Genomic DNA, 20,680 nt, shown 5'->3' with positions numbered 1-20,680 from the left:
AAAACTTCTCTTTCCGAAAAAAGAGAAGTTATACTCTGCTACCTGTCTGCCATAGTTCCTTCACCTTTTCAGATAGAATCGGTGTATCGTCTACAATTATTTTGCTAATTGATGATTTTTGTAATGGTGTTTGTACTTGTTCAATCGGAAGTATGTTTCCAATGATAATTAAGACAAACAAAATAATATATACTTCTAAAAATCCGAGGATTGCCCCCGCAAACGCATTTACTTGCTTTAAAACCGGTATTTCTGCAAACATATTTAACAAATTACCAAGTAATGAAAGTGCAATTTTAGTGATAATAAACAATATGATAAACGCAAGCGCTTGATAAAATACTGTCTCAATATTATTTGCATCAATCCATTCTGGAACAGATACGTTTTTATCAAATGGATACGGAATAAATTTCGCAAGTGCTGGCGCTAAATCTTTACAGTACCAGTATGCAACAAGGTATGCGATAATAAAGCTTGTTAACTTTACAAGTTGCAGAATAAACCCTCTGCGTAAGCCGAGGAAAAATCCCATAACAAGCAGTAAAATGATAATAATATCAATCATGTTATTCCATTCCTTTTTTTGTCATACTTTCTTTCAATTTCTCATGTTCTTCTTTTAATTTTATGTAATCGTGTATGACGTTTACCGCCGTCAATACCGCTAGTCTACTCGTGTCAAGCGAAGGATTCTTGGCATTGAGTTCGCGCATTTTATCATCCACAATCGCTGCTACCATGCGGATATGACTTGTACTTTCATCGCCAACAACTGAATATTGTTGACCATAGATTTCTACATTAATTCGACTTTTCTTTCCCTTTTGTTGTGACAACTCACCGGCCTCCAATCACGTACAGAATCCTAAAGTTTATCATACCATGAACCTTCATAATATGGAAACAGAAAGAACAATCCGATATGATAAAAATAACAATATAAAAAAAGGGGCGACCATTATGTCAAATTCTATCGTAATTCAAACAAATTCTACAGTAATTGAAGACATGAAACAACAATATAAACATTCGCTTAGCCCGAAAACTCCGCAAGGCGGGATCTTCATGGCAAAGGTACCATCTTGCACGATTACAGCGTATAAATCTGGAAAAGTAATGTTCCAAGGAGGCCGCGCTGAAGCAGAAGCTTCTCGTTGGCAAACTGTCTCTCAAACACCCAAAACAGCTGTAAAAAAAACTGTCGATTCACATCGTTATGCACCGCCTGCTTCCATCAGTACAATGTCTATTGTAGGGTCTGATGAAGTTGGTACGGGAGATTTCTTTGGACCGATGACAGTCGTTGCTGTATATGTAGATGCAAAGCAAATTCCACTACTAAAAGAACTTGGTGTAAAAGACTCTAAAAACTTAAATGACGATCAAATTACTGCCATTGCGAAACAACTTCTACATGTTGTTCCTTACAGCTCTCTTGTCCTTCATAATGAAAAATATAACGAGCTATTTGATAAAGGAAACAACCAAGGTAAGCTAAAAGCCTTGCTACATAATAAAGCTATTACAAACTTATTAGGTAAAATGGCACCTACAAAACCTGAAGGCGTCTTAATCGATCAATTCACACAACCTGATACATACTATAAATATTTAGCAAAACAAAAACAGGTACAGCGTGAAAATGTTTATTTCGCGACGAAAGGTGAAAGCGTCCATTTAGCAGTAGCCGCTGCTTCTATTTTAGCTCGCTACTCATTCGTAAAACAGTTTGACGAACTAAGCAAAAAAGCTGGTATGCCACTTCCAAAAGGTGCTGGTAAACAAGTTGATATTGCTGCAGCTAAATTAATTCAAAAGCTTGGTAAAGAACGATTACCCGAGTTTGTGAAACTGCATTTCGCTAATACGGAGAAGGCGTTTCGCTTATTAAAATAGTATCGACAAAAACAGGAGCCTACAAACTCCTGTTTTTTGTTTCACCCTACTATTGTCCTTATAGTTTTGTGACAATTACAATATACAGATTATTCTAACATACGAGGAGATTCCCATTGCTACTTCTACAAATGATTCTAAATATTTTACTAGGCGATCCACACGAAAGACAGTTCAAAATTAGAGAAAATATTCAGATACTAAGTGAAAAGCCTGCATTCAATAATTTAAAGGAGGGAATTTATATAAACGCTGTAAAAGTGAAAAAGTTATTATATGTTTTCGTACATCTCGTAGGTCCACTTTCTTACTTCATTATTTCTACTGTTTGGGGCACTTTCTTCACTACTAAATCCACATTCGAAAACATATCTGATAGCCTTAGCGTTATGGCCATCTATCACGTGTTCATGAGTTTACTATGGTTTTTCTATTTAGATCGATTAGACAAAGACATAAATCAAATTACAAAAGAGATTAACGATAACAAGATGTAATACATAAAAAGGAGAGCCCCTAAGACTCTCCTTTTTTATGTTAGCTTTGTTTCTGCTTCTTATTAGATGAAGATACCTTATGAGAACCTGTTTCATGTGTCGTCGTTCCTTGTCCTTCTACTTCCGGAGAACCTAGGCTCGATCTTGAATGATCTTTTTTCACTTTTTTACTCATTTTATTCTCACCCCTTCGCGTTACTTTTTGCTACGGGGTCATAAACTATGCAAACAAAAAAGCGAGAGGAAATCCTCTCGCTTTTTTCATATTTTAGAACTCAGAAGAACCTGGAGTTCTTGGGAATGGAATTACGTCACGGATGTTAGCCATACCAGTGATGTACATTAGGAAGCGCTCGAAACCTAGACCGAATCCAGCGTGTTTTGTACCGCCGTATTTTCTAAGTTCTAAGTACCACCAGTAGTCCTCTTCGTTCATACCTAATTCTTTAATTCTGTCTACTAAAACGTCCATTCTTTCTTCACGTTGACTTCCGCCGATTAATTCGCCGATGCCAGGAACTAGAAGGTCAGTAGCAGCTACTGTTTTTCCATCTTCATTCATACGCATGTAGAACGCTTTAATGTCTTTCGGGTAGTCAGTTACGAATACAGGGCGTTTGAAGATCTCTTCTGATAAGTATCTTTCATGCTCTGTTTGTAAGTCAATACCCCATTCTACTGGGTACTTGAAGTCAGCACCTGATTCTTGAAGTACTTTAATTGCTTCTGTATATGTGATGCGACCGAAGTCAGAGTTAATCACGTTGTTCATACGCTCTAGAACTGTTTTATCAACGAAGCTGTTGAAGAAGTCCATTTCTTCTGGTGCATGCTCTAATACATATTTCATTGCATATTTCAGCATATCTTCTGTAAGATCCATTACATCGCCTAACTCAGCGAATGCAATCTCAGGCTCAACCATCCAGAACTCAGCAGCGTGGCGAGTTGTGTTTGAGTTTTCTGCACGGAATGTAGGTCCGAATGTATATACATCACGGAATGCTAATGCATACGCTTCAGCGTTCAGCTGTCCACTTACTGTTAAGTTTGTTTCTTTACCGAAGAAGTCTTTTGACTCATCAACTTGTCCGTCTTCACCTTTTGGTACGTTGTTTAAATCTTGTGTTGTTACGCGGAACATTTCGCCAGCACCTTCTGTATCACTACCAGTGATGATTGGTGTGTGAACATGTACGAATCCACGCTCTTGGAAGAACTGGTGAATCGCAAATGCTGCGATAGAACGTACGCGGAACGTTGCAGAGAATGCATTTGTTCTTGGACGTAAGTGAGCGATTGTACGTAAGTATTCAAACGTATGACGCTTCTTTTGAAGTGGGTAATCAGAATCTGATAAGCCCTCGATATCAATTTTTTCTGCTTTAATTTCAAATGGTTGCTTCGCTCCAGGCGTTGCAATTACTTTACCTTCTACTTTCACTGAAGAGCTAAGTGGAAGCTTTGCAATTTCTTTAAAGTTCTCTAATTCTGTATCGAAAACGATTTGAACGCTTTTGAAAAAGCTACCGTCGTTTAATTCGATGAAACCAAATGCTTTTGAATCACGTAAATTACGAATCCACCCTGATACTTGTACTGTTTGACCTGCATACTTTTCTGTATCTCTATACAGACTTTTTACTAATGTGTTTTCCATAGTGAAATTCTCCTTTGCTGATATATTTAAATACAAAAAAACCTTTCATCCATAAAGGGACGAAAGGTTAAACTTCGCGGTACCACCCAATTTGTCATAAAGACCAACTTTAACTCGTATGTAATACATACTTCCCGGTTTGTAACAGGCCGGCTTCCCGTCTAAGTCTACTCTTGAATACAAGATTCAATTTCGGTTAGCAACTCCAAGGTGTTCTTCACATATACCGCCTCATCAGGCTCTCACCGCCCCTGACTCGCTTTGGATTATAGTATATACTACTTTTCCTTATCATCGTCTTTCATTTTGTTAAACTAAAATTAATGTACTACATTCGAGAGAAAGATGCAAGATGCCATAAAATATATAAGCGATTTTTGTAATATATCGACTTACCGACATCTGTCGACGATTGTGCAATTTTCTAATTACTTACGTAACTCCGCACCAAATTTCTCTTCTACCGTTGTTAATACACGGTTATGCGCTTCTGTTACTTCTTCATCTGTTAACGTACGTTCTGCATCGAAGTAAGTCATAGAGAATGCAAGTGATTTCTTGCCTTCTTCCATTTTTTCACCTTCGTATAAGTCGAATAGTGTTACGTCTTTCAAAAGTTCTCCGCCAGCTTCAGCAATGACTTGCTTCATTTCACCAGCTTTTGTTTCTTTTGTTACTACAACAGCCATGTCACGTGTCATAGATGGGAAACGCGGAATTGCTGAGTAGTAAGTTTCTTCAGCGTCTGCACCGAATATTTTTACAAGAGATAGTTCAAATACGAATGTATTTTTCACATCTAATTGTTTTTCTGCTTCTGGGTGCAATTGACCGATGAAACCAATTACTTCGCCATCTAATACGATGTCAGCTGTACGACCTGGGTGCATACCTTCACGTTTCGCTGGTGCATATGTGATTTGTTTTGAAACGCCAAGTACGTCGAATAGTCCTTCTAGTACACCTTTCACAACGAAGAAGTCTACTACTTTCTTCTCACCTTGCCATGCATGGTGAAGAGCAAGACCTGTCATAACACCTGCAAGGTGTTGTTCTTCTTTCGGAAGTTCTCCTGCTTCTGTTGGTAAGAAGATAGAACCTACTTCGTATAAAGCAACGCTGTCGTTTTTACGAGCAACATTGTATGAAACTGCTTCTAGCAATTGTGGCACTAAGCTTAAACGAAGTTGGCTACGCTCTTCACTCATTGGAAGTGCAAGGTTTACAGGTGCCTTTTCGTTTGGCTCAATCATGTATTGTTTCGCTTTGTCAGCGCTCGTTAATGAATACGTGATTGCTTCATATAAACCAGCACCCTCTAAGAAGCGACGTACTTTACGACGTTTCGTTTGTGCTGATGTTAATTTACCACGAGTCATCGTTCCAGAAGGTAATGTAACTGGAATGTGGTCATAACCGTATAGACGGCCCACTTCTTCTACTAAGTCTTCTGAAATTGTAATATCAGGACGACGTGCTGGTACATTTACATGGAATGTTCCTTCTACTTCTGTGAATGGAAATTTCAAGTTCGCGAACATTGTACCCATTTCACTCGCAGAAATATTTGTACCTAATACACGGTTTACTTTTTCAGCAGTAACAGATACTGTACGCTCTTGTACTTGTAAGTTATCAGCTTCTACTACACCTTCAAGTGCTTCACCGCCAGCATATTTCGCCATTAAGGCAGCTGCGTGTTGAATTGCTTCAAATGTACGTGTTGGGTCGATTCCTTTTTCAAAACGTGCACTTGATTCACTACGAAGACCTAAGTCTTTTGATGTGCGGCGCACTGTTTGACCTGCAAAGTATGCAGACTCAATTAGAACGTTTACTGTCTCATTTGTAACTTCAGAATCCGCCCCACCCATTACACCAGCAACAGCTAAAGCTTTTGTTCCGTTTGTAATTACAAGATGGTGGCTTTGTAATGTACGCTCTTGATCATCTAATGTTTCAATTTTTTCGCCTTCTTTTGCAAGACGAACAACGATTTCTTTTGAACCTAATTTATCGTAATCGAATGCATGTAACGGTTGACCGTATTCCATTAAAATGTAGTTTGTAATATCAACTACGTTGCTAATTGGACGAATGCCAGCTGCCATAAGACGGGTTTGCATCCACATTGGTGATGGACCAATTTTTACGTTCTTCACCATTTTTGCAATGTATAATGGATTTTCTTCTTTCGCTTCTACACTTACAGAAATGTAATCAGAAGTTTTTTCTGCTGTTTCTTGTAAGTCGATAGCTGGAAGTTTTACTTCACGGCCGTAAATAGCAGCCACTTCATATGCAACACCTAACATGTTTAAGCAATCTGCACGGTTTGGTGTTAAACCAAGCTCAAGTACTTCATCGTGTAAGTTTAAAATTTCAAGTGCATCTGCACCAACTTCAGCGTCACTTGGGAAGATAAAGATACCATCTGCATATTCTTTTGAAACTAACTTTCCATCAATGCCAAGCTCTTGAAGAGCACAAACCATACCGTGAGAAGCTTCACCACGTAGTTTTGCTTTTTTGATTTTGAAGTTACCAGGAAGTACAGCACCAACTTTTGCAACTGGCACTTTTAAACCTTTTGCAATGTTAGCAGCTCCACAAATAATTTGAACTGGCTCTTCTTCACCGATATCGATTAAGCATTTGCTTAATTTATCAGCTTCTGGGTGTTTTTCACATTCTAATACGTGACCAACTACAACACCTTTTACACCTTTATTTAATACTTCAACGCCTTCTACTTCAATACCACTTTTCGTGATTTTGTCTGCTAGTTCTTGTGCTGTTACATCTTTAATATCTACATACTCTTGTAACCAACGATATGATACGAACATATTTATCCTCTCCTTCCCTTACGCTCGTTTGAATTGTTGTAAGAAACGTACATCATTTGTATAGAAATGACGAATGTCATCTACGCCGTATTTCAACATTGCGATACGCTCTGCGCCCATACCGAATGCGAAACCTTGATATTCTTTTGAATCATAACCAGCCATTTCAAGTACGTTCGGGTGAACCATACCTGCGCCTAGAATTTCAATCCAGCCAGTTCCTTTACAAGTGCCGCAACCTTTGCCATGACACATCATACAAGAAATATCCATCTCTACAGATGGCTCTGTGAATGGGAAGAAACTTGGACGAAGACGGATTTCACGATCTTCACCGAACATCTTTTTCACGAATACTTGCAGTGTACCTTTTAAGTCACTCATACGAATGTTTTTATCAATTACAAGGCCTTCAATTTGCATGAACTGATGTGAATGCGTCGCATCATCATCATCGCGGCGATACACTTTACCAGGACAAATAATTTTGATTGGGCCTTTTTCTTTATTATTTTCCATCGTACGTGCTTGCACAGAAGATGTATGTGTACGTAGTAACGTTTCTTCTGTAATGTAGAATGTATCTTGCATGTCACGTGCTGGGTGATCTTTCGGTAAGTTTAGTGCTTCGAAGTTGTAGTAGTCTTTTTCTACTTCTGTTCCTTCAGCTACTTCATAACCCATACCGATGAATACATCTTCAATTTGTTCAACAACAGCTGTTAACGGATGGTGACAACCTGTTTCAACAGGACGACCTGGTAATGTAACATCAATTGTTTCCGTAGCTAATTTCGCTTCAATTACTGCTTTTTCTAAGTTGCTAATTTTGTCTTCTAGACGCGTTTGAATCGCTTCACGTACTTCATTCACTAATGCTCCCATACGTGGACGCTCTTCTGCTGATAATTTTCCCATGCCGCGTAATACTTCTGTAATTGGACCTTTTTTTCCTAAATACGCTACGCGTACGTCGTTTAAGCCCTTTAGCTCTTTCGCTTCTTCAATAAGCTCTAACGCTTTTTGCTTTAGCTCTTTTAAACGTGCTTCCATTTTGGAACCCTCCTAATTTTAAAAATAAAAAAACCTCGCTCCCAAAAAGGGACGAGGTAAATTCGCGGTACCACCCTAAATTGACAGAACAAGTCTGCCCACTCATTAGTTATAACGATCAATTCTGACCGGAACGCCTTTACATATACATGGTCCTGGCGTCAACTCCAGAGGTGAATTCACTTCCGTCTACCATAAGAATGCTTTCAGTCTACGGCACTCTCTCCCTATATGGCGATTTTGTAAGCTACTCTTCTCTATCAACGTTTTTCGTTATTTAACTTTTAATATAATGTACTTCAACTTATTATAAGAAGTTTTTTATTTGTTCGCAACTGGGCTTTGTAAATAATACGTTAAAATCCCTGCTGCAACCGCAACATTTAATGATTCTGCCCCGCCGTAAATCGGAATATACAAGTTTTGATCCGTTTTTGTAAGAATTTCTTGGCGTACGCCATTTCCTTCATTTCCAACAATTAATGCAAAACTTCCGGCCGGAGTTACCTCACCATACGGAACTCCATTTTCAAGAGCTGTTCCATATACAGGAACGTTATTTTCTTTTAACTTGTCTACCCATTCTTCTAAGTTCCCTTTTACAATTGGCAAGCGGAAAATAGAACCTTGTGTAGAGCGGAGTACTTTACTATTGTAAACATCAACACAACCTTCTCCAAGCACAACGGCGTGAATACCAGCTGCATCAGCTGTACGAATAATTGTTCCTAAATTACCTGGGTCTTGCAGTCCATCCAATAAAAGGAATTTCCCATCAGTAAGAGCTACTTCTTTCTCATGCTTCTCACAAACAGCAAATACACCTTGCGTCGTTTCTGTTTCACGAAGTATTTTTACAATAGCCTCAGGCACGATATACATTTCTACATCATTAACTGTCCAATCTTTCGGAAGGTCTGTCTGATCTGAAACGATAAGTTCTGTTACAATTCCTGCCTTCAAAGCTTCTTCGACTAAGTGGAATCCTTCTACAAAAAATAAACCTTTTTTATCGCGTTCTTTTTTCGTTTGCAGCTTTTTCCACTGCTTTACACGCGGATTTTGTACTGAATCAATGTTTTTCATAATATGTAGTTCCCTCTCTTCTTGTCTTATCATTATAGCCTATTTTTCATACATATTTACATAAAAAAGAACAAAAACTAACGTCAGTTTCAATTCTGAAGAAGAGGTGAAAACAATGAGTTTTAATTTACGCGGTGCCGTATTAGCGAATGTATCTGGTAATTCACAAGATCAATTACAAGAAACAATTGTCGATGCAATTCAAAGCGGTGAAGAAAAAATGCTTCCAGGTCTTGGCGTCTTATTTGAAGTCATTTGGAAAAACGCTGATGAAAATGAAAAGCACGAAATGTTAGAAACACTAGAGCAAGGATTAAAAAAATAAGCAATTTGAAAATCACCTTCGCATAAGCTAAGGTGATTTTTTTACGAAAAAAATTTTTCTTCTCCTAAACATTTCTACTTTACTAACGAACTATGATGGAGTACAATGTTCAAAATACATTTAAACCGATCGATTTTTCTTCGTATACATCATTAGATAAAAGGAGTGAATGTTTTATGCACCGTATTACGCTTGAACAAGTTTTTAAACATCACATTACACAAAAATACGTAAACCGTTCCGGAATGGTCCACGCGATCGCTGTCGCTTACCATGCGTTTCACTTAGCTAAAAAGCACCACGCCTCAGTCGATGCTGCGACAAAAGCCGGTTTCCTTCATGATATCGGACATCATACGTGGTACACAGGCGGCGAATGGGACTATGACTTATATAAAAAGAATGATATCCATGCAATTAAAGGTGCAGAAAGAGCACATAAATTGCTTATTAGATTGGGAGAACATCCAAAACTAGCAAAAGAAATTTCTATCGCGATTCTTCTGCATACAGATTCTTTCTTAGTGGAACAAGAAATTGAAAGAACATCTCTTCAAAGCATTATTAAATGGGCAGACGAAGCAGATGAAGAACCAGGCGGAGCTCATCATTATAGAACGATTTCTTATGAAAAAGCACTTAAAGCTATTCAGCAATTAGATCGATTGGTAGAGCGTGAATTGCAAATAGAGCAAGCAAAATTGAATAACAAGGCAAAACATAGTTATCAATGAGAAAGAGGCATCACTACAGGGTGATACCTCTTTTATTATTTTACGAAAAATACACCTTTGTATGTAATATTTAAATGTTACATTCAGAAACAAATTAATCTATAATTTAATATACAAATATAAAGAGGTGATTTCACAGATGCAATCCGCTACACAACTTTCTGATGAACAGAAACACTCTATGTCATGGGGACAATTTATTAGCTCCGTTTTATTCGCTTTTTTCGGAACTGGACTCATTACCTTGTTCCTAGCAATAATGCCCTTAACAATTTATACGGCTAGTCTTACAAATAAAAAGCAAATTGCCCTGTATGAATCTATTGCAAACACCGCAAGTATAGGGTTACAACTAGCCATGTTGTTATTCTTTATTTTTAAATTCAAACCTGCGAAAAGATTATTACTGAACTCTTTTAACTTTAAAGCACTGAAAGAATGGCGCACATACGTATATTTACTTCTTTTCTTCGCTATAAACATCATAATCAACTACTTCTTATTAAATTATGTGTTCCAAGACGCAACAAAGCAACAATCTTCCGCACTAAACTTAGACGTTTTTAAGCAATATCAAATACTATTACTTCTCGGATTTGCAATACTCACACCAATTTTTGAAGAACTTATTTTCCGTGGTTTTATACTTCATTTCTTCTCTGAGCGCTTTCCATTTTGGATTGCAGCAGTCTTAACAAGTTTCTTCTTTGGTATCGCTCATACATACTCACTTGGAGTAATGGTAATTACTTTCTTCATGGGATTATTAATGGCTATTTTATGTAAGAAAACAAAATCCATTCTTCCAGCTATGTTATTTCATATTATAAATAATACGTTGGCATTCTTCAGTTAAAAAGAGGTATCATCACGATACCTCTTTTTACTCTTTTATCACAACTTCAAACTCTTCTTCAATTAGCACTTTTGGATAATCCGTATCATTACTACCCATTTCTATCAATTTATACATATTTATTAATAATATCCAAAATGAACCTGATGTAGTAAAATATAACTCATTACATAAAAGGAGATTATATATGTTTAGCTTCCTTTGGATTGTTTATATGCCACTTCTTGTCTTATGCGGATTTTTCGGTGGTATTTTTTTAATTATTACTAGTATTAAACATCGGAAATTATTTGTTGGTTTAATGGGGGTACTTAGCTTTTCCTTTGTAACGCTACCTTTTGTTTTTTGGAGCATGGGGGTGAATAGCGAGACAATCCTCCCTATTTCAACTACTTTATACTGGATATTGTTTTCTTTAACTGGATTATTAGCAGGGGTAAGGGGATTACAAATGAAAATTAAAAGTATACGCAACATGGGATTCATTATTTTTATTGCGGGACTATTAGGAGTTATTTTCTGGGAACTCATGTCTGCAGGTGATTCATTCTATATCTAATTGCATCTTTTTATAAGAAAACAAAAAAGCAGGAAATTTAATTCCCTGCTTTTCTATTTGGTTTATTGCCTGATTGTAAGAAGAACGATAACACCCAAGCAATACCTGCTAGTATCGTTGCAATTAAGAAGGCATCGTTAATACCGTTAATTGCAGATAGCTTTGAAATTTGTCCATATAATAGTTGTGTGCTCATCGCATCTCCTGCTTGAGCTGATCCGGCAATCGCTGCTAAACTTTGCCCCATACCGTGTACTTTATCAACTAAAATTGGGTTTGATGTTGTTAACATGTTGCCGTAATCTGCTACGTGAGCAGTTGTTTGTTGCGTCATAAGTGTGATTAAAATCGCTGTTCCGATTGAACCAGCTACTTGTCTTGACGTATTTTGCGTTGCTGTACCGTGAGAAATTAATTTCATCGGCAGTGCGTTCATACCAGCTGTCATAATTGGCATCATAATGAATGACATACCAATTGAACGTATAATATAATCCGTCATAATAACGCTATACGGTGTATCCATCGATAATTTTGTAAATTCATATGTCGCATACGTCGTAATTGCCAATCCAATTATCGCTAATGGACGAATGCCATATTTATCGAATAATTTACCCGCTACTGGTCCCATGATCCCCATAATTAATGATCCTGGAAGAAGTAGTAAACCAGATTCAATTGGCGTAAAGCCACGAATGTTTTGCAGATATACTGGAAGCAATAACATACCCCCGAATAATGCCATCGTAACGATTGCGTTAATTACTAAAGTAAAAGTAAATACTGGATATTTAAATACTTGTAAATCAAGCATTTTATTGTCCGTTGTTAACTCTCTCCAAATAAATAACGCTAAACCAATTACACCGATAACAAGTGAAATAATGACTTCTGCACTAGTCCAACTATTATTTCCAGCTTCACTAAATCCGTACAATAAGCTTCCTAGTCCAATACTTGAACTAACAACACCGAATATATCTAATTTCGTTTTAGACACTGGCTGAGCTAGTGTAAAGAATTTTAAAGATAGGAACGTAATAATTAAACCGATAATAAACATCGCATAGAACATTAAGTTCCAGCTATAGTTTTCAATCACCCAACCTGTTACAGTTGGTCCGATAGCTGGTGCTAAAATCATTGCAACACCTAGTAATCCCATCGCCGCTCCGCGCTTATGAGGCGGGAACAATGTCATAAAGATATTCATACCAACCGGCATTAAAATACCCGCACCAACTGCTTGAATTACGCGGCCTGTCATCATCATTGTAAAGTTTCCTGAAGTAGCGCAAATGATAGATCCTACTGTGAAGAATAACATTGCCGCTACAAATAATTTACGATACGTAAATCGTGAAACTAAAAAGGCACTAATCGGCACTAAAATACCATTTACAAGCATAAACCCTGTAATTAACCATTGCGCCGTTGAAGTTGATACGTTAAATTCATTCATTAACGGAGGCAATGCAACGTTAATGATTGTTTGGTTCAAAATAGAAACGAACATGCCGAGAATTAATACTGTTACAACTGCTTTTACATTTACATCCTCTATAGGCATAGACGTTTGTTTTTTCGGCATTTCTTTTTCTTGTTTTACTTCTTCTTGCTTGCCTGTTTCTAATTCAACTACATTAGAAATTTCGGCTTCTTGCTTTTGTTCACTTTCTTTCTCTACTGCTTCTAGCTTACTTACTTCTATTTTACTTACGGCTGGGACTTGTTCTTCTCCCACGTTCGTTTTTTTCTTTCGTAAAAGACGATTTACAAGGAAGAAGACGATTATACAAAATAGTGCATATCCTACAATTGCAATTGAGGACATCTCATCTCCCCCTTACTTATGAATACGAACTGACACATTCATTCCAGGAACAATATTTACTGATTTGCTATGATCTAATGAAATTTTAACTGGCACTACTTGTGTTACTTTCGTATAGTTCGCTGTTGAATTACTTGATGGTAACATCGAGAATGTATTTGCTGTTGTTAAACCAACTTGTTCTACTTTCCCAGTTAACGTTGTATCTGGGTATGCATCTACATACACGTCTACGTCTTGACCTTTCTGAACATCATCAACATCTGTTTCTTCAATGTTTGCTGTTACCCATAAATTGTTCATATCAAATGCGTAAGCAATCGGGCTACCTGCTCCAACGAAAGCATTTGTTGTTGCGTTTGATTGTACAACCGTTGCATTTTGTGGAATTGTTACATCTACTGTTTGTTCTCCATTAGCTGCTGCTACAGTAACAGCTCCTAATTTATCGTTCTCATTGTAATTTTTTCCAACTTCAGCTTTCCAGTCAGTTAGTTTCCCTGCTACTGGTGAAGCAACCGGAATTACCTTTCCATCGATCTTTGCATTGTCTGTTTTTAAGTAATTTTCCGTTTGGTTGTAATAGTAATAACCGCCAATACCGCCGCCAACTAGTACAATTAATGTGATAATGTTGATAATTACCATTCTTCGAAACTGATTCATTGCATTCCTCTCCTTATATCGCATATAATTTTTTTCTAAACTATTTATGTCCTTATTGTTTAGATTGTTTAATTGTTAATTATATTAACCTTTTAACGAAAAAATCACACCATCTGCAGCGTAAATCGAAACTTATCTACCTGCGAGCGGTGCTGATTTCTGAAGGACTATCGTTTATAATTATAAATAATTATTTTGAATCTACAACCGACAATTTACGTATGAAATGTTGCTTAAACAACAATATAATACCAATATGTTGTTTAAGTATAGAAAATTAAACGAGGAGAAGTAAAATGTCTATTAAAAATACAAATGATCCACGTGTAAAGCGAACGAGACAACTCATTCAGGATGCTTTTGTCGCTTTAGTAGGCGAAAAAGGCTTTGAAAATGTAACTGTGCAACATATCGCAGAACGTGCTCCTGTAAATCGCGCTACATTTTATAGCCATTATCATGATAAATATGACCTATTAGACAAAAGTATTGAAGAAATGTTAGAGAAGCTAGCAGAAGTAATTAAACCGAAAAATAGAAATAAAGAAGATTTTCAACTTACATTCGATTCACCTCATCCTACATTTTTGGCTTTATTCGAACATATCGCAGAAAATGTAAACTTTTATAACGTTATGCTTGGGGATAAAGCTGCCGGAAACTACTCTTATAAAATGATGAAAACGATACAAGTGCATTTAACATTAAGCTTGTCTATTTCCCAACCAGATGACGAAGATCTTATGGTTCCTCGTGATATTTTGATTAGTTATGTGACAGGGGCTCACATCGGAATGATTATGTCATGGTTAAAAAGAGGAATGATATATACCCCGCATTTTATGGCGATGCAATTAACTCGTTTAATTATTTTAGGCGCTCATACTGCAGCAGGATTAGAACGACCTTTTTAAAACATAAAAAAAGCGAAGGAAAATCTCCTTCGCTTTTTCTATTAATTAAATGTAATGTTATGTACAGCATCCTTATCAAGACGTTTAATAACTTCTACAATTAACTTTACTGCATTTTCATAATCATCACGGTGTAACATTGCTGCATGAGAATGAATATAGCGCGTTGCAATTGTAATTGCCATAGAAGGAATACCGTTTACAGCAATATGAATCGCACCCGCATCAGTTCCCCCGCCCGCTACTGAATCATATTGGTATGGGATTTGTAATTCGTCAGCAACATCAACTACGAAATCACGTAAACCTGTATGTCCAATAACAGAAGCATCATACAAAATGATTTGTGGTCCATCGCCCATTTTACTTTGCGCTTCTTTTGACGTTACACCCGGTGTATCTCCAGCGATACCAACATCTACTGCGAACGCGATATCTGGTTTAATATAATTCGCAGATGTTTTTGCACCACGAAGACCAACTTCTTCTTGTACAGTTCCAACGCCGTATACAACGTTTGGATGCTTTTCATCTTTTAATTGTTTTAATACGTCAATTGCAATCGCACAACCGATTCGGTTATCCCATGCTTTTGCAAGTAACATTTTTTCATTCTTCATCACTTGGAATTCAAAGTAAGGTACAACTTGATCTCCTGGTCGTACGCCCCACTCCATTGCTTCTTCTTGGCTAGAAGCACCGATATCGATGAACATGTCTTTAATTTCAACTGGCTTTTTACGTGCTTCTGGAGGTAAGATGTGCGGTGGTTTTGAACCAATTACACCTGTTACATCTCCTTTACGCGTTACAATCGTCACGCGCTGTGCAAGCATAACTTGTGACCACCAGCCACCCACCGTTTGGAAGCGTAGGAAACCTTTGTCATCAATTTGCGTAATCATAAAGCCAACTTCATCTAAATGACCTGCAACCATAATTTTCGGGCCGTTTTCTTCCCCTACTTTTTTCGCAACTAAACTTCCTAAATTATCAGTAGAAAGCTCGTCTGCAAATGGCTCGATATATTTCTTCATTACTTCGCGTGGTTCACGCTCGTTACCGGCAATACCACGTGCATCTGTTAATTCTTTTAGCATTGTCAATGTCGCGTCTAATTTTGTCATTGCCAACACCCTCCTTTTTCTTCAGTCAATTCATTATACAATAATTAAATTGAAATATTCAAAAATTAAATTAGTATCCTTGTGTTTGACGCTGATGATTTACTTCATTTTTATCTAAATACGCTTTTTCAATCTCTTCTTGCTCAAATTCAAGCGCTTGTCCAAGTCGAAGATAGCTCGTAAATAATTCAATATAGTTTGTAATAGATGGTTGATCTGTAAAACGAATTACTTTCGCGTATGTGTCTAAGAAAATTTCCACTTGTGTTTTATTCGTTTGTGCACATTTATAGAATAGGAAGTTTTTATCAATCCCTAAATCAATTCCGATTGATAAAATAAAATGCAAACCATCTACGTATTCTTCTAATATTACTCCACGTTCCGAAGCTGGTTTGTTGCTCCAATATTTAAAACAACGTGTTTCATTTGCAAGTTCTCCAATTTCTACAAGAAGAGCTAACATTTTTTCTTTTAACAATTTTTTCGGTTGTAAGTCATGTTCTTTTGCAATACGGTCATCTAATTCTTTTTGTAATTTAAATAGTTGTAGTAAGTCCATTCTATTGTCCTCCTCCAACATCGCATTTTACGCAACAATGTTGTTTCATCTCAAAGTTCATTATTATGTTTCAGTTCTTATGAATAAGTCAGCTATCTACCTCTTTATAAAATAGCTTGTCCTTAATTTACAAATACGTTTCAGTCATCGCTCTTAAATTGTTCATCTGATGAAAGTTCCATATCATCTTTCCATTATAGCAGTGTCGTTTCGGCTAGGAAAGATACTCTTCTTTCCAAAAGAGCAGAATTAAAAAAAGCCAGGAGGATTCTCCTGACTTCACATATATATTCTTCTATACCGCTATAGTTTTTATATTAATTTTGTCATATCGATAACAGCACATCCGTTAATCTTTAGAACTTCAAACTTCTCTCTGAATACAAACAAAAAACCTTAGAAGAAAATTCTTCTAAGGTTTCAACTAATTAATTAGTTAATGTTGTTTTTTGCAACTGTTGCTAATTCAGCGAAAGCTTTTTCGTCATGAACAGCTAAGTCAGCAAGCATCTTGCGGTTAACTTCGATGCCAGCATTTTTAAGACCGTGCATTAAGCGGCTGTAAGAAAGACCATTCATACGAGCTGCTGCGTTGATACGTGTAATCCATAATTTACGGAAGTCACGTTTCTTTTGACGGCGGTCACGGAATGCATACATTAGAGATTTCATAACCTGTTGGTTAGCAACCTTGAATAATGTATTTTTTGAACCGTAGTAACCTTTTGCTAATTTTATAACTTTTTTACGACGTTGACGAGTAACTGTACCACCTTTTACTCTTGGCATAATATTACCTCCTAATTGTTCTATATATCAGCCGAACTTATTTTAAGTTGTCAAGCATTTGACGAATGCGTTTGAAGTCACCAGCGCTTACTACACCAGCTTTACGTAGTTTACGTTTAGCTTTTGTAGATTTGTTAGCGAATAAATGGCTTGTGTAAGCGTGAGAACGTTTCAGTTTACCTGATCCAGTCTTTTTGAAACGCTTTGCAGCGCCGCGATGAGTTTTTTGTTTAGGCATAGGTATTTCCTCCTCTATCTATTACTTATCGTTTTTCGGTGCTAAAACTAAGAACATACTGCGTCCTTCCATTTTAGGCTTAGATTCAACTGTACTAACTTCAGCACAAGCTTCTGAGAAGCGATCTAAAACACGTTGACCGATTTCTTTATGAGTAATGGCACGTCCTTTAAAGCGAATTGACGCTTTAACCTTGTCGCCTTTCTCTAAAAACTTGATAGCATTACGAAGTTTTGTGTTAAAGTCGTGTTCATCAATTGTTGGACTTAAACGAACTTCTTTCATGCTAATTACTTTTTGATTTTTGCGCTGCTCTTTTTCTTTCTTCTGTTGCTCAAAGCGGAATTTACCGTAGTCCATAATGCGGCATACTGGCGGTTTCGCATTTGGAGCAACTAATACTAAATCAAGATTAAGATTTGCAGCTAAGTCTAAAGCGTCATTACGAGACTTGATTCCAAGTTGATCGCCATTTGCGCCAACTAAACGTACTTCACGTGCACGAATTTGCTCGTTAATCATCATATCCTTGCTAATAGTAAGCCACCTCCAAGGTTTTCTCAGAACATATTTTGTAGTCATAGAACCCGACAAAAAAAGTGCGGGCATACGACACCCACACTTGTAAAATCTTAAGTAAGAAATACATTTACCTGCTAACTGCGAATGCGTCCATCAGGTGAGAAGCGGGTGCTTCTACTTGTTCCACAAAACAATATTCTATTATCCTTGATGAGTTTATCATAGGACATGACGTCTGTCAAGAAGACGCGATGTGTTTTACTAACAACAAGAAATATTGTAACAAACAACTAACATACTTGCAATACTTTTTTACGATAAGTGTTACATGGGTATTTTTTCTAATTCCCCTCAAGTATATTACATAAAAAAGCCGCGGTATACCGCGGCTTTTTCTTATCGTTTTCCTTCTACTTTAATCATGTCAACAAAAGCATCTAATGCGATTGTTTCTGATTTTTGTTCACCATATTTACGTACGTTTACGCCGTTTTCAGTTACTTCATTGTCACCTACTACAAGCATGTACGGAATTTTTTGCATTTGTGCTTCACGGATTTTGTAACCAATCTTCTCTTCACGAGTGTCTAATTCAACACGGATACCAGCACGACGCAATTCGTCTTGTACTTTCTTCGCATAGTCTAAATGTACTTGCGGAGAAACTGGAATTACTTGTACTTGAACTGGAGCTAACCAAGTTGGGAATGCACCTTTGTATTCTTCAATTAAGAAGGCTACGAAGCGTTCCATAGTTGATACAACACCACGGTGAATTACAACTGGACGATGTTGCTTACCGTCTTCACCAACATAAGTTAATTCAAAGCGTTCTGGAAGTAAGAAGTCTAATTGTACAGTTGAAAGTGTTTCGTCTTTTCCAAGAGCAGTACGAACTTGAACATCCAGTTTTGGACCGTAGAATGCCGCTTCACCTTCAGCTTCATAGTAATCAAGACCCATTTCATCCATAGCTTCTTTTAACATACCTTGTGCTTTTTCCCACATCTCATCATCCGCATAATACTTTTTAGTATCTGCTGGGTCACGATAAGATAGACGGAATGAGTAGTTCTCTAAACCGAAATCTTTGTACACTTCTAGAGTTAAGTTTACAACACGTTTTAACTCTTCTTTAATTTGATCTGGACGAACGAAAATGTGCGCATCGTTTAAAGTCATTCCGCGTACACGTTGTAATCCAGATAACGCACCTGACATTTCATAACGATGCATTGTTCCAAGTTCCGCAATACGGATTGGTAATTCACGGTAGCTGTGAATATCATTTTTATAAACCATCATATGGTGAGGACAGTTCATTGGACGAAGAACTAATTCTTCATTATCCATTTCCATTGATGGGAACATGCCATCACGGTAGTGGTTCCAGTGACCAGAAGTTTCATATAACTCTCTGCTTCCTAATACTGGAGTGTATACGTGATCATAACCTAAGCTTGCTTCTTTATCAACGATGTAACGCTCGATAATACGACGAATTGTTGCACCTTTTGGTAACCAAAGTGGTAAACCTTGTCCTACTTTTTGGCTATTAGTAAATAGTTTTAATTCTTTACCTAATTTACGGTGATCGCGCTCTTTCGCTTCTTCAAGCATACGTAAGTGCTCATCTAGTTCTGCTTTCTTAACGAATGCAGTACCGTAAATACGTTGTAACATTTTATTATTGCTATCGCCGCGCCAGTAAGCACCTGCAACGCTTAATAATTTAAACACTTTAATTTTCCCTGTAGATGGAAGGTGAACACCACGGCAAAGGTCGAAGAATTCGCCTTGCTCATAGATTGAAATAACTGCATCTTCTGGAAGGTCGTTAATTAAATCTAATTTTAACTCATCGCCAATTTCTTCAAAGCGACGAAGTGCTTCTGCACGTGGTACTTCATGACGAACGATTTCTAAGTTCTCGTTCACGATTTTTTGCATTTCTTTTTCGATTTTCTTGAAGTCTTCAACTGTAATTGCTTCTTCCATATCGATATCGTAATAGAAGCCATTTTCAATTACTGGGCCAATGCCAAGCTCAAGCTTAACATCTTTATATAAACGTTTTAACGCTTGTGCTAAAAGGTGGGCTGTTGAATGGCGTAAAATATATAAGCCATCTTCAGAATCTAATGTAATAATAGAAACTGCACCATCTTCTTCGATTGGTGTAACAAGATCGATCATCTCATCGTTTAATTTTCCAGCTACAGCTTTTTTCTTTAAGCCTGGGCTAATAGAAGCTGCGATTTCTTCAGTTGTTACGCCTTTTGGAAACTCCTTCACAGCTCCATCAGGGAAAGTAATTTTAACTACATCTGCCATCACTGGTCACTCCTCTTTTTCTCAAAATAAAAAACACTCATCCCATAAAAAGGGACGAGTGTTGAATTCGTGGTTCCACCCTTGTTCCAATTAACATGATCGTTAATTGCTCAAGTTCAACATAACGGTGTTGTCCGTTAGCAATTACTAAAAGAATCGTTCACTGCTAAAGT

At 37.2% G+C, this 20,680-nt stretch carries 22 protein-coding genes and 4 other annotated features (1 of these 26 running past the window's edge); of the genes, 7 read left to right on the top strand and 15 right to left on the bottom strand.

Translation table 11 applies throughout. From position 1 onward, the window contains the following. Positions 1-28: 28 nt before the first annotated feature. Together MR160_RS05395 and zapA are read right to left on the bottom strand one after the other, a co-directional pair. Entirely contained in the window at positions 29-568 is a 540-nt protein-coding gene (locus tag MR160_RS05395) for a CvpA family protein (protein ID WP_000565409.1), read from the bottom strand. 1 nt (position 569) lies between these two features. Continuing rightward, entirely contained in the window at positions 570-839 is a 270-nt protein-coding gene (gene zapA / locus MR160_RS05390; protein WP_000082701.1) for a cell division protein ZapA, read from the bottom strand. A gap of 124 nt (positions 840-963) precedes the next feature. Here zapA and rnhC point away from each other — a divergent pair, with 124 nt between their 5' ends. After that, a complete protein-coding gene (rnhC, locus tag MR160_RS05385) occupies positions 964-1,899 on the top strand; it encodes a ribonuclease HIII (protein WP_000071595.1) in 936 nt (311 codons plus the stop codon). A gap of 245 nt (positions 1,900-2,144) precedes the next feature. Beyond that, the gene (locus MR160_RS05380) at positions 2,145-2,396 is read left to right on the top strand and encodes a hypothetical protein (protein ID WP_025989090.1); all 252 of its coding nucleotides are present in this window, start codon (positions 2,145-2,147) and stop codon (positions 2,394-2,396) included. Between the two features lie 40 nt (positions 2,397-2,436). Here MR160_RS05380 and MR160_RS05375 read toward each other — a convergent pair whose 3' ends face one another. From MR160_RS05375 to MR160_RS05355, 5 genes are all read right to left on the bottom strand, one after another. Beyond that, positions 2,437-2,571, bottom strand: coding sequence for a YuzL family protein (locus MR160_RS05375; protein WP_000039593.1), 135 nt, complete (start codon positions 2,569-2,571; stop codon positions 2,437-2,439). Between the two features lie 93 nt (positions 2,572-2,664). After that, positions 2,665-4,056: an asparagine--tRNA ligase gene (gene asnS / locus MR160_RS05370; protein ID WP_000432189.1), complete on the bottom strand. Its 1,392-nt coding sequence runs from the start codon at positions 4,054-4,056 to the stop codon at positions 2,665-2,667. A 52-nt stretch (positions 4,057-4,108) separates the two neighbouring features. Continuing rightward, positions 4,109-4,360 (bottom strand) — a binding site (T-box leader). A 124-nt stretch (positions 4,361-4,484) separates the two neighbouring features. Then, positions 4,485-6,905: a phenylalanine--tRNA ligase subunit beta gene (gene pheT / locus MR160_RS05365; RefSeq protein WP_079246000.1), complete on the bottom strand. Its 2,421-nt coding sequence runs from the start codon at positions 6,903-6,905 to the stop codon at positions 4,485-4,487. Positions 6,906-6,923: 18 nt separating this feature from the next. Beyond that, complete coding sequence (gene pheS / locus MR160_RS05360; protein ID WP_000388222.1) at positions 6,924-7,958, bottom strand: phenylalanine--tRNA ligase subunit alpha; 1,035 nt, start codon at positions 7,956-7,958, stop codon at positions 6,924-6,926. A 44-nt stretch (positions 7,959-8,002) separates the two neighbouring features. Then, positions 8,003-8,231, bottom strand: a binding site (T-box leader). A 48-nt stretch (positions 8,232-8,279) separates the two neighbouring features. Further along, positions 8,280-9,077, bottom strand: a complete 798-nt coding sequence (locus MR160_RS05355; protein ID WP_003309975.1) for a TrmH family RNA methyltransferase — start codon at positions 9,075-9,077, stop codon at positions 8,280-8,282. Between the two features lie 82 nt (positions 9,078-9,159). Here MR160_RS05355 and sspI point away from each other — a divergent pair, with 82 nt between their 5' ends. The 4 genes from sspI to MR160_RS05335 all read left to right on the top strand — a co-directional run bounded on the left by sspI (position 9,160) and on the right by MR160_RS05335 (position 11,518). Next, entirely contained in the window at positions 9,160-9,369 is a 210-nt protein-coding gene (gene sspI / locus MR160_RS05350; protein ID WP_000009509.1) for a small acid-soluble spore protein SspI, read from the top strand. Between the two features lie 176 nt (positions 9,370-9,545). Next, positions 9,546-10,103, top strand: a complete 558-nt coding sequence (locus tag MR160_RS05345) for an HD domain-containing protein (RefSeq protein WP_000554806.1) — start codon at positions 9,546-9,548, stop codon at positions 10,101-10,103. 139 nt (positions 10,104-10,242) lie between these two features. Continuing rightward, positions 10,243-10,959, top strand: coding sequence for a CPBP family intramembrane glutamic endopeptidase (locus tag MR160_RS05340; protein ID WP_001190242.1), 717 nt, complete (start codon positions 10,243-10,245; stop codon positions 10,957-10,959). 187 nt (positions 10,960-11,146) lie between these two features. Next, positions 11,147-11,518 (top strand): hypothetical protein, encoded by a 372-nt coding sequence (locus MR160_RS05335; protein ID WP_000490825.1) that lies wholly within the window; start codon positions 11,147-11,149, stop codon positions 11,516-11,518. 37 nt (positions 11,519-11,555) lie between these two features. Here MR160_RS05335 and MR160_RS05330 read toward each other — a convergent pair whose 3' ends face one another. Further along, the gene (locus MR160_RS05330; protein ID WP_000094778.1) at positions 11,556-13,355 is read right to left on the bottom strand and encodes a DHA2 family efflux MFS transporter permease subunit; all 1,800 of its coding nucleotides are present in this window, start codon (positions 13,353-13,355) and stop codon (positions 11,556-11,558) included. A 12-nt stretch (positions 13,356-13,367) separates the two neighbouring features. After that, positions 13,368-14,021 carry an HlyD family secretion protein gene (locus MR160_RS05325; protein WP_001071417.1) on the bottom strand — a complete coding sequence of 218 codons (654 nt, stop codon included), beginning with the start codon at positions 14,019-14,021 and terminating at the stop codon, positions 13,368-13,370. Between the two features lie 296 nt (positions 14,022-14,317). On the opposite strand from MR160_RS05325, the gene MR160_RS05320 reads away from it, so the two are divergent. Further along, a complete protein-coding gene (locus MR160_RS05320; RefSeq protein WP_000023661.1) occupies positions 14,318-14,935 on the top strand; it encodes a TetR/AcrR family transcriptional regulator in 618 nt (205 codons plus the stop codon). Between the two features lie 41 nt (positions 14,936-14,976). On the opposite strand, the gene MR160_RS05315 is transcribed toward MR160_RS05320, so the two are convergent. The 6 genes from MR160_RS05315 to thrS form a co-directional block, all read right to left on the bottom strand. Beyond that, the gene (locus MR160_RS05315) at positions 14,977-16,062 is read right to left on the bottom strand and encodes a M42 family metallopeptidase (protein ID WP_000163554.1); all 1,086 of its coding nucleotides are present in this window, start codon (positions 16,060-16,062) and stop codon (positions 14,977-14,979) included. Between the two features lie 70 nt (positions 16,063-16,132). Then, complete coding sequence (locus MR160_RS05310) at positions 16,133-16,624, bottom strand: dUTP diphosphatase (protein ID WP_000365052.1); 492 nt, start codon at positions 16,622-16,624, stop codon at positions 16,133-16,135. A 432-nt stretch (positions 16,625-17,056) separates the two neighbouring features. Then, positions 17,057-17,413 carry a 50S ribosomal protein L20 gene (gene rplT, locus MR160_RS05305; protein WP_001138362.1) on the bottom strand — a complete coding sequence of 119 codons (357 nt, stop codon included), beginning with the start codon at positions 17,411-17,413 and terminating at the stop codon, positions 17,057-17,059. A gap of 37 nt (positions 17,414-17,450) precedes the next feature. Then, complete coding sequence (gene rpmI / locus MR160_RS05300; protein WP_001125945.1) at positions 17,451-17,651, bottom strand: 50S ribosomal protein L35; 201 nt, start codon at positions 17,649-17,651, stop codon at positions 17,451-17,453. A gap of 21 nt (positions 17,652-17,672) precedes the next feature. Next, on the bottom strand, positions 17,673-18,176 hold the full coding sequence (infC, locus tag MR160_RS05295; RefSeq protein WP_000973215.1) for a translation initiation factor IF-3: 504 nt from the start codon (positions 18,174-18,176) through the stop codon (positions 17,673-17,675). A gap of 62 nt (positions 18,177-18,238) precedes the next feature. After that, positions 18,239-18,359 (bottom strand) — a sequence feature (ribosomal protein L20 leader region). A gap of 210 nt (positions 18,360-18,569) precedes the next feature. Further along, complete coding sequence (gene thrS, locus MR160_RS05290; protein WP_000786077.1) at positions 18,570-20,507, bottom strand: threonine--tRNA ligase; 1,938 nt, start codon at positions 20,505-20,507, stop codon at positions 18,570-18,572. A 47-nt stretch (positions 20,508-20,554) separates the two neighbouring features. Next, positions 20,555-20,680, bottom strand: a binding site (T-box leader); it runs 103 nt beyond the window's last position.

This window comes from Bacillus cereus group sp. BfR-BA-01382 (assembly GCF_022663475.1).
Taxonomy (GTDB): Bacteria; Bacillota; Bacilli; order Bacillales; family Bacillaceae_G; genus Bacillus_A; species Bacillus_A thuringiensis_S.
The sequence above is the reverse complement of the archived record's forward strand: the minus strand, read 5'-3'. Positions and strand labels throughout refer to the sequence as shown.

Bases quoted from the DNA above. Each gene is read 5' to 3' on its own strand.
- pheS (WP_000388222.1), bottom strand. From the start codon at position 7,958: ATGGAAGCACGTTTAAAAGAGCTAAAGCAAAAAGCGTTAGAGCTTATT.
- MR160_RS05335 (WP_000490825.1), top strand. From the start codon at position 11,147: ATGTTTAGCTTCCTTTGGATTGTTTATATGCCACTTCTTGTCTTATGC.
- MR160_RS05325 (WP_001071417.1), bottom strand. From the start codon at position 14,021: ATGAATCAGTTTCGAAGAATGGTAATTATCAACATTATCACATTAATT.
- rpmI (WP_001125945.1), bottom strand. From the start codon at position 17,651: ATGCCTAAACAAAAAACTCATCGCGGCGCTGCAAAGCGTTTCAAAAAG.
- MR160_RS05355 (WP_003309975.1), bottom strand. From the start codon at position 9,077: ATGATAAGACAAGAAGAGAGGGAACTACATATTATGAAAAACATTGAT.
- rnhC (WP_000071595.1), top strand. From the start codon at position 964: ATGTCAAATTCTATCGTAATTCAAACAAATTCTACAGTAATTGAAGAC.
- asnS (WP_000432189.1), bottom strand. From the start codon at position 4,056: ATGGAAAACACATTAGTAAAAAGTCTGTATAGAGATACAGAAAAGTAT.
- sspI (WP_000009509.1), top strand. From the start codon at position 9,160: ATGAGTTTTAATTTACGCGGTGCCGTATTAGCGAATGTATCTGGTAAT.
- infC (WP_000973215.1), bottom strand. From the start codon at position 18,176: ATGATGATTAACGAGCAAATTCGTGCACGTGAAGTACGTTTAGTTGGC.
- thrS (WP_000786077.1), bottom strand. From the start codon at position 20,507: ATGGCAGATGTAGTTAAAATTACTTTCCCTGATGGAGCTGTGAAGGAG.
- rplT (WP_001138362.1), bottom strand. From the start codon at position 17,413: ATGCCAAGAGTAAAAGGTGGTACAGTTACTCGTCAACGTCGTAAAAAA.
- MR160_RS05320 (WP_000023661.1), top strand. From the start codon at position 14,318: ATGTCTATTAAAAATACAAATGATCCACGTGTAAAGCGAACGAGACAA.
- MR160_RS05330 (WP_000094778.1), bottom strand. From the start codon at position 13,355: ATGTCCTCAATTGCAATTGTAGGATATGCACTATTTTGTATAATCGTC.
- MR160_RS05315 (WP_000163554.1), bottom strand. From the start codon at position 16,062: ATGACAAAATTAGACGCGACATTGACAATGCTAAAAGAATTAACAGAT.
- pheT (WP_079246000.1), bottom strand. From the start codon at position 6,905: ATGTTCGTATCATATCGTTGGTTACAAGAGTATGTAGATATTAAAGAT.
- MR160_RS05310 (WP_000365052.1), bottom strand. From the start codon at position 16,624: ATGGACTTACTACAACTATTTAAATTACAAAAAGAATTAGATGACCGT.
- MR160_RS05340 (WP_001190242.1), top strand. From the start codon at position 10,243: ATGCAATCCGCTACACAACTTTCTGATGAACAGAAACACTCTATGTCA.
- MR160_RS05345 (WP_000554806.1), top strand. From the start codon at position 9,546: ATGCACCGTATTACGCTTGAACAAGTTTTTAAACATCACATTACACAA.
- MR160_RS05395 (WP_000565409.1), bottom strand. From the start codon at position 568: ATGATTGATATTATTATCATTTTACTGCTTGTTATGGGATTTTTCCTC.
- MR160_RS05375 (WP_000039593.1), bottom strand. From the start codon at position 2,571: ATGAGTAAAAAAGTGAAAAAAGATCATTCAAGATCGAGCCTAGGTTCT.